At 73.7% G+C, this 13,418-nt stretch carries 1 protein-coding gene; it reads right to left on the bottom strand.

What is annotated here, in order from left to right; genetic code table 11:
- A partial coding sequence (locus ACWGI8_RS26540) for a glycosyltransferase (protein WP_453664577.1) occupies positions 1–13,377 on the bottom strand: 13,377 nt, incomplete at its 3' end.
- Positions 13,378–13,418: the final 41 nt, after the last annotated feature.

Here is a 13,418-nt window from a genome sequence, read left to right on the forward strand (position 1 = left end):
GGGGATGCCCTGGGTGTAGGTCGCGCCGTCGGGTGCGGTGAGGACGCCGTCGCGGTCGAGGCGGTAGCGCGGGCCGCTGCTGCCGGCGGGCGGCAGCCAGGGCGGGGTGGCGTGGCTGCGGTGCGCGGGCGGATTCGCGGGCCGCTGCTCCGACCCGGGGCGTGTGGTGTCGGTACCCGAGGTCCCCGTGGTCGAGGTCCCCGTGGCCGAGGTCTCGGTGGTCGAGGTCTCGGCGTTCGTGCCGGAGGCGGCCGCGGTCGTCGGGGCCGGCAGCGGGGTGGCGACCGGGGGCGGGGTGCCGGGCGGGAGGGCGGCGTGGAAGAAGCCTCCGGTGGCGAAGAGGACCGGATCGGTGGCCGGATCGACGGCGGCCGGATCGGTGCCGTGCGGGAGGAAGAGCTGCTCGCGGCCCTGACCGGTCACCACGGTGAGCGGGGTGCCCAGGACCCGGGCGGCGAGGGCGGGCAGCAGGTCGGCGCCGCCGTGGTCCCCGGCGCGGCGCTCGGGCGGGGCCCCTTCGCCGTCAGGGTGCTCCGCGCCGTCCTGCCGCGGCTCGCTCGCGAACGGGCGGGACAGGGCCGCGGTGGCCAGCGCCACCCGCTGCTCGGGGGTCGGCCACAAGGTCTGCGGGAGACGGCCGAAGGCGTCGAACTCGGCCTGCTGCGCAGCAGTCAACTCCACTTCTGCGGAGTCGAGTTCGTCCTGGGTGAAGGTGTCCGCGGCGTCCAGGGCGAGGGCGTCGAGCAGGTCCTCGTTGCCGTCCTCGCCCAGCGCCCAGGCGAGGCGGTCGCGGGCGGCGCCGATGGCCTCGGCGGTGACCGCCGGGTCGCCGGGGGCGCCCGCGAACCGGCCGGCGAGGTCGGCGCCGAGCAGGTGAGGCAGTCGGCCGCGGTCCTGGGCGGCGGCGAGCAGCGCGTGGAAGAACGAGGCGCCGTCGTGCGGCATGTCGTGCACCTCACGCACCGTGGCGCCGTCCGGCGAGGTGATGGTGCGCGGGGCGGAGCCGGTGCCGTCGGTGATCCTGTACGGCTGGGGCGCCTCGGAGCGCCATCCCGGCTTGGCGTAATCCTGCGGCCGGTCCGGCACCGGGACCGAGACCGAGCCCTGGTGGTGGGCGGTGAGGCGGGAGGCGGCGAGGTGCAGCCGGTGGTGGTCCGCGGCGGCGGCGTCGGTGCGCTGCTCCCAGAGGCGGACCTCCTCGCCGGCGGCCTGCCAGGCGGCGACGGCCGGGGATTGGGCCACATCCTGCGGCAGGTCGGTCGCCCGGTCGGGGTCGTCGTCGCCGAGCGCGGCCTGTTCCTCCGTGCTCAGATCGAGCCACGTCTCCCGGGCTCGCGCCCGGGCGTCGTAGTAGCGCTTCTCGGCCGCGGCGAGGTCGCCCGCCGCCTTGGCCAGGTCGTCCCAGGCAGCGCGGACCTCGCCGGGGAACGTGGTGTCGTCCAGGAGGCCGTAGTCGCGGGCGATGTCCTCGCGCAGCCAGACCAGGGCGGTGGTCTCGGCCTCGGCGGCGCGCGGGCCGCGCCCGGCCTTGCCGAGCGCGTGCAGCGGGCGGCTGTCGGTGACCCGGTGGTCCACCTCGGCCACCGACAGCCAGCTCACCGGCAGCGCGAAGAGCATGCTGCGGTCGGTGATCTTGATGTTGGTGCCGAGCGTGGTGTCCACGGTGCCCTTGAGCCCGGTGCCGTCGCTCGCGCCGCCGATCAGGACCGTGGCACCCGGGTTGATCACGCCAGCGTTGCTGCTGCCTGCCATGGGCGAGGTGCCCACCGCGACCTCGACGTTGTCGGTGATACCGGCCTCCAGCGCGTCGGAGGTCTTCTGCTGTTGCATGTCCTCCATGCGCGGCTTGTTCTCCACGGCGAGCAGCCGGGCGCCGCGGCGGTGCATCTTGGCGTAGAGGCGGGAGTCGGCGGTGTGGAACTGGCCGAAGAGGCGGGCGGAGGCCTGGGGAGGCAGCGGTGAGCCGTTCGCGGTGAGCGCCTCGCGGAAGCCGGAGGTCAGACCGCCCTGCGTGGTGGCCTCCTGCTGAGCCTGGGCGGGGGCGGTGCCGAGGCCGGTGAGCGGGGTGAGGCGGGCCATCCGCACGCGTTCGCCGAGGACCTCGCCGGTGTGCCGCCGGCCGAGGTCGATGTCGCCGAGGCCGTCGGCGCGGGCGGTGGCGAGGGTCAGGGCGTCCTGCACGTTGGCCGCGCCGCGGACGTCCACGGCGAGGATGCTGTCGCCGAGGCCGTAGGCGCGGGCGGTGGCGAGGGTCAGGGCGTCCTGCACGTTGGCCGCGCCGCGGACGTCCACGGCGAGGAAGCCGGAGCCGATCCGGTCGTCGAAGGGCAGGACACCCGAGTCGGCGCTGCCGGTGCCACCGCCGGTGGCGGAAGTGCGCCAGGCGGAGATGCCCTCCGGGCGTGCCTGGGCGGCGGTCAGCATCCTCACGGCGCGCTCCGGTTCCGGCACGTCCTGCTCGGTGAGCGCGCCGTCGGTGCCGTCGCCGTCCGGGGTGAGCAGGCCGGCCGGGAGGATCTCGTTGAGGCTGCCGACCGGGGCGACGGCGCGGGGGGCGAGCGGTTCGCCGGTCGCGTCCGTCATGGTGACGGTCAGGGTGTAGCTGGTGACGATCTCCGCGTGCGTCTGCAGGGTGGAGATCAGCGGCGTCGCGGCGCTGCCGGCGGTCTGGGTCCGGGCGCTCGACCGCTGCTCGGCCGCGGTGCCCTGGAGCGAGGGGTTGGCGGTGAGGATGCCGCTGCTCGCCGCGCGCTCGCCGGCGCTGAGCGTCACGGCGGCGCCGCGGTCCTGGGAGGCGCCGTCCGCGTCGTCGCGGGCGGTGGTGCGGATGTGGTCCAGCTCGAAGCCGGTGCGCAGCCTCTCCACGGTGGTGGTGACCGGGGTCAGCTTGAACCGGACCTGTCCGGGACTGCCGCCGACCGGCAGGTGACTTGGGCTGGACCAGGCGCGGTAGCGGACCGGCAGGGTCACCCCGTCGGTCGTCAGCTCGTGCAGGTGGGCGCGGAGGAAGTCCGGGGAGAGGCGCTGGAGGACCTGCTCCCGGTCGTGCGAGGGCACTCCGATCTTCTCCAGCCGCCCCATCAGCTGGTGCGCCGCGTGGCTCGCGTCGAGCTGGCCGTTGGGGTGGGTGGGGAAGCGGCGGCCGCGCAGGAAGGCGGGCACCCGGTAGCCGCCGCCGAGGTTGCGCGGCGTGGTGGTGCCCAGGCCGTCCGGGGCGAGCCCGGCCTCGATGACGTCCTGCATCGGCAGGTGGAACATCACCGCGTCGCGGATGCGATGGAGCGCGGCGGCGGCCCGGCGCGGGGCGAGGCCGCGTGCGAGGCGCCCGGAGATCCGCCCGGCTGCGGAGCTGATCCGGGCCCCGGCGCGGGTGCCCACCGCGCCCATCGCGGCCGTCCAGCGGTCCCGCACCGCGACGGTCTCGGCGACGTCGGCGACCACCAGGTACATCCGCCCGGAGAATTTGAGGGTGGTCTTGTGTCCCCGGGTGAGGGCCTGTGAGACGCCGCGGCCCTTGCCCCAGGCGTACTGGAGGGCGGTCGAGTAGGAGCCGATCACCGCCTGTTGGCCCGGGACCTGCTGAAGCGGCATGTCGGCGCCCTGGAGGCCGAGGGTGGTGCGTGAGACGGTGCTCGCGCTGCCGGCGACGCGGTGCTCGTTGCCGATGGCGGCCTCGAGGCGGGCCGGCTTCGGGTCGCTCTCGACCCGTACGTGGTGCAGTTCGCCGCGGACCGCGGCCTTCAGGTAGTGGGTCCGGAACAGTCCGGCGCCGTTGAGTCCGGTGACGCGGGAGCCGAACGGGCCCAGGTACTGGCCGAGTTGCCCGGCCACGCCGAGGTTCGCCATCGCCCTGCGCAGCGCGGTGCGCACCGGGGCGCCGGGCGCGCTGACGTGCCAGGTGGTGCCCGAGGCACGGTCGGCGGTGTCCTGCATGAGCCGCTGGCGCTGCCGGCCGCCCTCGGTGCTGAGCACCACGTGCGGGGCGCTGAGCAGCCTCCGGGTGAGCCGCCGGTCGGCCGAGTCCTCCCTCGGCAGCGGGCGGGTGCCGTCGAGGAGCTGGTCCGCCTCGGTGGAGGAGAGCCGCTGCGATACGGGCGCCGGTGCCGGCTCGCCGGGCGGCGGGTCGGCGGGGGCGTAGCGGTCGGAGCCGTGCGCCGCGGGCACGGCCAGCTCCACCCGGCCCACGGTCTCGCTGCCCCGGCCGAACAGCGGACGCTCCTCGACCTTGCTGACGAAGACGCCCGCGCCGAGCAGGCCGACCGAGGCGAGCCGGGCCCAGCCGCGCGGGCGGCGGTGGCCCTCGAAGGAGGCGCCCAGCTCCACCTGGTAGCTGTAGAGGTCGACGCCGGTCTGGAGCATCAGGTGGTCGCTGGCGACCGCGACCGTGCTCCAGGTGGCCTTCTGTACGGTCCTCGCGTAGCGGGCGCCGAGGGACACGTTGCCGGCCTGGCGCGGCACCCCGGCCTCGGGCACCTTGTCGTGGTCACGCGGCGAGATGCCCAGTTCGGCACCGCCGGAGAGGGTGCTGGACGCCTGCTGCCCCTGGCCGGAGACCTCGGTGCCGATCACCGCGTTGCGCAGCGAACGCTCGCTCATGGTGGTCTCGAACCGCCGGTCGGTGAGCCGCGCCCGCAGGATCAGGGTGTGATGACCGCGGCGCACCTTGCCGTCCTCGGTGAGGGTGACCGGCACCCCGGTCGTGGTCAGGTCGTCCAGACTCTGTGCCAGGCTGGGCCGGTTCAGCGCCTCGCGCACCTGGCGGTCGTTGTGCAGCGCGGTCCGCATCCGCCCGTCGCCGTACCAGAACTTGGCCAGTCGCGGGTGCCGCAGCATCAGCGGCGGGACGAACAGCGACGGGTACGAGCGGTGGAGGGTGTCCAGGACGACGTCCGCGAAGGCCCGCAAGGGGTCCTGGGGGGCGGGCTGCACGTTCTGGTTCTGCTGCTCCTGGTTCTGCTGCTCCTGGTTCCGGCTCGGTACCGGGTTCTGCGGACGGTCGGGGCGGAAGCCCTCGGCGCGGACCTGGCCGCTCAGGTGCACCGGGTCCTCCCGGGTGAGGTACCACGGCACCGGCGGCTCGGTGTCCGGGTTCGGGCCCGCCTGTCCGGGCGTACGGCTGTCCCAGCCCGCGAGCCGGCGCGCGTCCTGGGTGGAGATCCAGTCCAGACTGACCACCCGGACCGGGCGGGCCGCGGACGGCGGCTCGCCGGCCTTGCGCACCATCAGGGTGCGCTCCACCCGGTAGAGCGCGACCGGGTGGTTGCGGATGTGGCCGGTGGTCCTGCGGGCCGCGTCGGTGCCGAGGTGATGGCCCCGCCCCGTGCTGAGGTCCGCGCGGACCAGCGGGCCTCCCTGGAGACGTACGTCCGTCTCCGGGCCGACGAGGGTGTGGTTCGGCCCGGCGGTGACCTGGACGCCGAAGCGGGTGTCGCGGGCGTGGCCGCGCTGGTTCTGGTACGTGGTCTGGGTGAGGTCGCGCAACTCCGCCTTGACCGACTCGGTGACCAGGGTGGCCCGGTGCGGAACCGACCGCTCCACGATCAGGTGCCCCAGCGGGTGCTGACCGCTCCCCCGGGTCAGCTCGGGTCCGCTGACCGGCCCGGAGAACCGCACGAACAGGGCGAGCAGCCGCCCCGGCCGGACGTACGAGACCAGCGTGCGGTGCGCCGAACTACCGGGCCGCGCACCGGAGATGGCGAGCGCCACGTCCTCCGGCGGGTCCGTCAGGTGCAGTCCGGTGGTCTCGGTGACCCGCGGCTCCGTCCCGTCCGGGAAGGTGAGCGTCTCCGGCGCCCGATGGGGCCCGTTGAAGGGCACGGTGAGGTCGTCCAGCAGGCGCCAGCTCAGGCCGTCCCGCATGGCGAAGTCCGCGCTGTGCACCTGGGTGCGCCGCCAACCGGGCGTCGGCACGGACGAGTTGGTCCGGCCGGTCGCCGGGGTGCTCTGGCCGCTGGTCCTCGGCGCCTCGGTGACCCGGTCCACTCGCACCCGGTAGTAGACGTCGTCCAGGTGCAGGTGCGAGCCCCCCAAGGCCCGGTACTCGGACTGGTTGTACGCCTGGCTGCCCAGGGTGTAGCCGGTCCTGCGGGTCCAGCCCAGCGAGACGCCGATCTTCAGCAGCCAGTTGAGCGGCGGACCCATACTCAGCGCGGCGGCGATCCGGCGACCGGAGCCGACACTGCGCCCGCCGCCCGTACCGGCCTGGCCGCGCCGCGAGGTGTCCAGCCGGACCGTGCTGCCCTTCAGGTCGGAGAAGCGCTCCCAGCGGTGGTACGGGATCGCCTCGACCGTCATCTCGTGGCCGACCCCGGACTTCTCCCGGCCCACGAGGCGCGCGCCGCGCGGGGCGGTGAAGGCGCCGGGCTGCTGGGTCAGCAGGCGCAGCAACTCCGCCTCGTCGAACTGGGCGCGCAGCTGCTTCGGCAGCTTCCCGAGGATCTCCTCAGCCGCCTGCTCGGGCGAGCGCAGTGTGATGGCGCCGGGGCCGGTGAGAAGCCCGGTCAGCGGGCTCTGCGGGGTCCCGTCCGTGCGGCTGCCCGGGCTCCCGTCGCGCGGATCGGCGTCCGGGCTGATCAGGACGGTGGGCAGCCGGCTGCCGTCCTCGAAGGTGACGGTGCGCGGTGCCGGGCCCGGCCGCCGGGCGTCCTGGCCGGTCAGCAGCCGTGCCGGACGGTGCCGTTCGAGCTGGGTCTCCAGCGGTACCCGGTCGCCCCGGTCGGCGGTCTCGGTGCCGAGGCCGTAGAGGTCGGTGATCCGGCCCATGCTGCGCAGCCACTCCCCGAAGGGGTCGGAGCCGTCCGGGTCCTGGGTATCCGGGTCCGGGGTGGTGGCCGGATCCGGGGCAGCGGGGCCCTGCTGGGCGGCGGGGTCCGCGGTGGTGGCCGAATCCGGTTCGGGGGTGAGCGGGGCCGAGGCCGGGACCAGGGCATCAAAGTGGTCGATGCCGTTGTAGGCCAGGTGCAGGGTGCCGCCCTGGCCGCCCGGGTGGAGGGGGATGACGAGGGCGTTCCCCGGCGACTGCCGGTCGGGCTGAACGAGCCGCAGGTCGAGGTCGAGGGTGTGCGCCAACGCCTGCGGGAGCTCGTCGGCGAAGGGAGAGGCCCACAGCCCGGGGAGCTCGGACGCCGCGGCGATCAGCCCCGCGGTGCCGAGCCGCCGCGCGTCGGCGGGTGTGGGCGCCACGTCGGCAAGGTCCGGGTAGCCGCTGTCCCGGAGGATCTGCCGCCACTGGCCGGCGTCGCCGTGGTTGACGACCGCCTTCCTGATCCGGTTCCAGCGCTCGGTGATCCGGCTCTGCTCGCCCGGGTCCTGCACCCCGGCGATGGCGCTCAACCACAGGTCGTCCACCACGGCGCGCACCGGGTCCGGGGTCGCCTCGGCCGCCGCGGCGGCCAGTTCGGACCCGGTGATCCGGTCGCGCAGCAGGCCGCGCAGCCCGGCGACGTTCCGCGCGGCCCATGCGGGCGGAATGTCCTGGCTGCGCGCGCTGTCGAGCAGCGCCCGGAAGAGGCAGTTTCCGCCGCCCGGGGTGTTCAGCCGCCTGAAGGCCACGCCGTCCGCGTGCACGGTGTCTGCCGGGCCGGGCATCGCGGCGCCCTTGCCGAACGGGGTCAGGTCTTCGGCGAGGCTCTCCGGGCGGCTCGAAGCGGGCGTCAGGTCGCGCCTGCGGCGGGCGAGTTCGGCGGTGTCCTCGGGGCTCAGGGCCAGGTCGGACAGCGGCAGCTGGGTATCGGAGAGCTCCCAGGTGATCCGCGCGGCGGGCGCGTAGGCGAGACCAATCACCTCCTCCGGCGAGACCAGGGTGGTCGGCGGGAGCGCGGGCGGGGGCGGGGGCAGCAGGGCGTCGAGCGTGGTGTCGGGCCCGGCGGTGGAACGCAACTCGGCTACGGCGCGCAGGAATGCGGTGTACTGCTCGGTCGTGAGGTCGGCCGTCGGATCGCCGGTGGTGCCGCCCGCCGCGCCGCGCCAGTCGATGACCATCCGGCGCAGCAGGTCCGGGGTCATCCGGCCGTCGCCGTAGCGGCCTGCGGTGTCCGGGCTGAGCCAGCGCAGGCCGTCCACGAAGGCGAGCCCGGCGAGCAGCTCCCGGTTCTCCGGCCGCTGTTCGGCGTCCGGGCCGAAGGCGTCGCGCAGCGTGCGGATCTGCTGGAGGGTACGGGCCCGGGCGAAGGCGTCGGCCGGTTCCGGGCCCGCGTGCAGGCCGGCGTCGCGCGCCAACCCGTCCAGGTCGGCACCGCTGGGCTCCGGGGTGAAGAGCCGCCACCGTCCCTGCCCGTCCGGGCCCTCGGTGAGCACCGCGCGGACGTTGCCGTCCCGGTCCCGGGCCGTGCCCGCCTCGGTGGTCGGCGCGTACACCCGTCGCCCGGTCCGGTTCGCCACGTGCTGTGCCACCGGCAGCCCCGCCACCTCCGGCTGCCGCCCGGTCTCGCAGGAGAACAGCACCAGCGGCCGGTCCTGATCGGCGTCCTGAGTCCAGGATTTGAGCACCTCGCCGAGCTGCACACCGCTGACCTTCACGGTGGGGCGTGCCGCGTTCTCGGTACCGAGAGTGACGGTACGGGAGGTGCCGTGCCCCACGAAGTAGTCGGCGCCACGCTCGGTGCCCGAGCCGGGGAGCGCGGTCGGCGGGCCGGTGAACACGGTACGGCGGGCGGGCGGCTCCGCAGCGGTCTCGGGGGCCGGGGAAGCGGAAGTGGTGTGCACGCCGCGGAAGGTGTCCTGGCCGAGCAGCGCGCGACGCCCCGCGCTGTGCGCCGTACCGTCCTCTGCCGGGCTCTGCGAGATGGTCAACGTCTGTACGGCACGCCCCGGTTGGGGCCGCAGCGCGGTGTCCGGCACCCAGCGCCGCACCTGGGAGACGGGCACGGTGAGGCCGTCCAGCGTGGTGACGGCGGGCTCGTCGGCCGAGCGCCGGGGACCGCTGTCGTCGCCGGCCCTTCCTCCGCTGTCCGCAGGCCGCAAGATAATCCGCCCTGGCGACGGGGCGGCGGCGGCCGTGGAGTTGCCCGGCGTGGTGGACGCGGGAGCTGGCGGGGTGCCGCCGTCTGCGAGGCCGTGCCCGCCACCGGGGCCGGGGACTGGGCCGCCGGATCCCTCGCTGTCGCGGCCGCCCGACTCCAGGCGCAGGTCGGCCGCCGGCTCGGACTTCGACCGCCGGAGGCTCTCGCCGGTCGACGGCGCCGACGAGGTGGGCGCTCCGCTGAGGTCCAGGACCCCTGCCAGATCCGACAGCTGGTCGAGTTGCTCCGCTGGGCTCCACAGGCCGGTGGTCGGCCCCGGGGTGGAGCCGTCCCAGTAGTCGTGCGGCTTCCAGTCCGACCGGTCCCTGAGCTTCTCCACGCTGCCGTCCGGCCCCTGCTGGGTGACCGCGCCGCGGTGGGTATACCCCGTGGCGTGCGCTCGGTCCGGCGCGGGGTCCGCGGTCGCCATGGTCGCCTCGACCAGCGCCTGCGCGGCATGGCGCCAGGTGTAACTCTTGAGGATGCCGTACAGCTGCCCGGCCTCCTTACGCGCGGTCGGCAGCCTGTCGCGCAGGTCCGCGAGAGCCGAGGCCCACGCCTGTGCCCGCTCGTCGGGGCCGCCCTCGACCTCCCTTCCGGTGGCGGAGTCGATGGTGAAGGGAGCGTCGACGGTCATCCTGGCGCCGAAGTCGGTCACCTGGTTCAGGAACTCCGCCGCACCGCTCTCCCCGTTGACGAGGACCGGGATGCTGCGTCCCGCGGCCTCGGCGGCGACCAGCCCGAACCCCTCGTGCAACGACGGCATGATCAGTGCGTGCGTGGTCTCCCGGTCCTCGACCAGCTCAGCGGGATCCGTGCTGAACGGGAGCATGGTGACGCCGCCCTCGCCCTGGGCCTGGATGATTGAAGCCCACCGGGCGTGCTCCTCCGGGTTCCTCTCCGGATCCGGTCCGCCGCGGATGTTCAGACGGACGTCGAGGCCGAAGCCGCCCTGGGAGAGGGGGCGACGTAGCATGCCGACCGCTTGGACGGCCGCATTGACGCCCTTGATCTCGTCCGTGGCGCGTCCCGGCAGCAGCAGCTTGAGTTTCCTCGGCAGACGCAGCAGATACTTGGCCTTGTTGACAATCGACGGCTCGACCGGCGTGCCGATCTCGGTACCGGGCACGAAGCCGTGCAACGCGGGGATGCGCAGCACCTCCTCCGAGAGGCGTTCGGCCTCCTCAGTGAGCAACGGCCCCACGCCGGCCACCAGGTCGGCCTTCTGCATCAGCCTGCGCTCCGTGGTGGCCTTCTTGGCGCCCTTCCCCGGCTGGCCCTTGATCTTGTCGAGCCGTACGGGACTCGTGTGCAGGAAGTGCACTACCCGCGCGCCGGGATACCAGGAGTCGCGCATCTGCTGCGCGGCCGGACCGGAGAAGCGGGAGTGGCCGATGATGATGTCGAAGGCGTCGACGTCGGTGGGCAGCCCGTGCTGGTCCGGTGAGCCTTTCGCCAGGACGTCGAGGCGGTCGCGCCCTTCGGCCACGTCGGGGACCGACACGTTGACGATCTTCGCGCCGCCATGCTGGTCCCGCATCTTCTCGGGCTCGTAGTCCTCGTGGTTGTCGACCGTCAGCAGGGTGACGTCGTGGTCGTGGTGGAGCCCCTTGACCAGCTCCATGTTGAAGACGGGTACGCCGCCGAGTCCCAGCCCACTCTCGTCGGAGACCACCAGCACGCTGCGGCGGAGCGGGACAGCGGTATCGTCCTTGGGCTTCGGCGAAACGGTGCCGTGCTGCTGCACCGGGCCGCGGTGCGTGCCGGTGTCCGCGGCGGTGTCGGCACCGGACGGGGTGCTCAGCCCGAATGCTTCCCCTTGGTGTGAGGTGCCCAGTGCCTCCGGGGTGTTCGCGGGCAGGGGGTCGCCGCCGTGGACAGGATCTGTCGTCTCCGTGCGCACCGCAGTGGGCGGGGGCGGAGGCGGGGTGTCGCCGTTCCCGGGCTCGCCGCCGGGGCCGGGGTCGTGTCCGCCGGTTCCGTTGCCGTTGCCGTTGCCGTTGTCCTTGCCCGACTCCAGGTGCAGGTCGGTGGCCTCCTCGGTCCCAGGGCGGGACACGGTGGCGAGTTCGGGGGCGGGGGGCTCAGTGGTGGCCGTCGAGTCCGGGGCGACGCCGGCGTGCCTGTCGTGCCGGGCGGAGTTCTCCGACAGGATGTCAGCGAACACGACGACCCGCGCCGCGTCAGGGAATTCCTCAGAACGCTTGCGTTCGAACTCCCCGTCGCGGATCAGTACCTCATTGATCCTGATCTGAGTGGTGGCGGGGAAGGTGACTTCAGCTTCCGACGGATTGTTCGTGCCGATGACCCTGCCGGCGTGACCGTCCAAAACCCTGAACTTCCAGACCACCTGCTTTTTCTCGACGTAGATGTGTTCCTTGGGGTCGGCGGTGGTGGTGGACATCAAACCGTACCAGGAAACCGTTTCACCGATTTGATGGTAACCGGGCTCCTCGTAGCCGTCGGGATTGAGGACTCCGTAGGCTTGGTAGATGCCCGCACCGTCGCCCCGCACGACGGTGTCACCCGGAATCCGGGGCTTGCTGAAGTAATCCCAGCCGCTGTGGATTTTCCGGAGCTTGTCGTGCAGGACGACGAGATCCCCGCGATCCCACAATTCAGTCAAACTCTTGTCTCTTCCCCGGTCGTTGGCGACTTTCTTCCACAACTCGAGAATCGTTTCGGCCTTCTCGGAAAAATCGAAACCGGGGCTGAAAACCTCCCGGAACGTGTATCCGGCCTGCTTGAACGCGAACAGGAGGGGGTTCATCCGCATGTAGTCGGCACTGAGATAGTCTTCTGCCGCCGCCCGGACATCAGCTTCCTCCTGCTCGGCCCGCTTCTGCTCCAGTCGCTGGAGAAAGTTCTCCCGCGATGCCCCGGCCTTCTCAGGAACAGCCCAGTTTTGGTCACTGGCGGAGACAAGGTGGAACTCGCTTTCACCTTCGGCTACGGGACCAGTCTTCTGGATTTTGTACCGGTCGAACGACGCCAAGCCCACGATCTTCCAGTGTGTGGTGTCCTCGCCCTCTTCATGCCTGACCACCTCGGTATTAGAGGTCAGGCCCGAACCCAGACCGAACCCAACCCCACCAACAGCCCCACCAGACGCACGCACCTGCGCACCGGGCGGAGGCGGCGCAGCAGGCACACCACCCACCCCCGGAGGCACCGGCGGAGGCGGCGGAGGCAACGGCACACCACGCACTGGCGGAGGCGCCGGTGCCGGTGCCGGCGGCGGCGGCGGTGGCGGTGGCGGTGGCGGTGGCGGCGGGGTGCCGCCGTTGCCGCCGCCCGACTCCAGGTGCAGGTCGGTGGCCGGCTCGGTCCAGGAGCGGGACAGGGTGGCGAGTTCGGGGGCGGGGGGCTCAGTGGTGGCCGTCGAGTCCGGGGCGACGCCGGCGTCGGGAGGTGTCGTCCCCGAGAGCACCTTCGGGGGCGAGGCCGGGGCAGTGCTGACCGGTCCGCCGTCGCTCTCGGTGACGGGCCGGGGTGCCGGGTCGGGGGCCGCGCCGAGAGCGTCGGCGAGCGGCAGCAGCACGTCCGCGCCGGGGAACGCGGTGTCCGTGGTGCCGTCCGGCGTCGCGGCGTGCGTCGGGCCGGTGAGCGGGCGGACCCGGACCGGGGCGCCCGGCCCCTCACGGGTCAGCTCGACGGCGGCGCGTACCGGGCGCCCCGCCCCCTCCGGCGCGGCCGCCGGCCCGAGCACCACGGCCCGGTCGGGTCCGGCCCCGTCCAGCAGCTCGGCGGCCTCCGGCGCCCCCTCGACCGGCGGCGGCGCCTGCGAGACCACGATCGTCAACGGCGGTGTCCGAGTGGGCGTCGCGGGGTTGCCGGCGGGAGTGGGACCGGCCTTCACGTCGCTCGGGCCGCTGATGTCGCGTACGTCGCCGGTGCCGGCGTACGAGCCGGTGGTGCTCACCTTCGGCGGAGCGGTGGCGATGTCGGTGGCCGAGGCGGGGACGCTCTCCGTGGAGTCGGAAGTGCCTGTGGTCTCGGACGAGTTGATGGTCTCCGGAGAGGAGGCGGTCTCCGGCGGCTGCGAGGTCTGCCGGGAGTCGTCCGCCGTGGTCTGCGAGCCGTCCGCCGGGGCCGTGCCGTCCGGGGTAAGGGTGCCCTGGGACTGCGTGGCGGAGGGAGCCGGGGTGCCTCCGGCGGTGGGGACGCCACCCGGCCGGGCGCCGGTGCCCGTGCCGGGCGCGGCGGAGGTGGTGGGGCCGTTGGAGGCGACGGGACCGCCGACCCCGTGACCCGGCATCGCAGCCTTACGGTCGTCCTGCTCGGCTACCTCGCCCGGAGAGTTCCGGACGTCGCTCTCCGGAGAGTTCCGGACGTCGCTCTCCGGGGAGTTCACGACCGAGTTCTCCGGGGAGTTCACGACCGAGTTCTCCGGAGATGTCTCGGACGCGCCACCGTCCC

This window comes from Streptomyces sp. NPDC054841 (assembly GCF_053611045.1).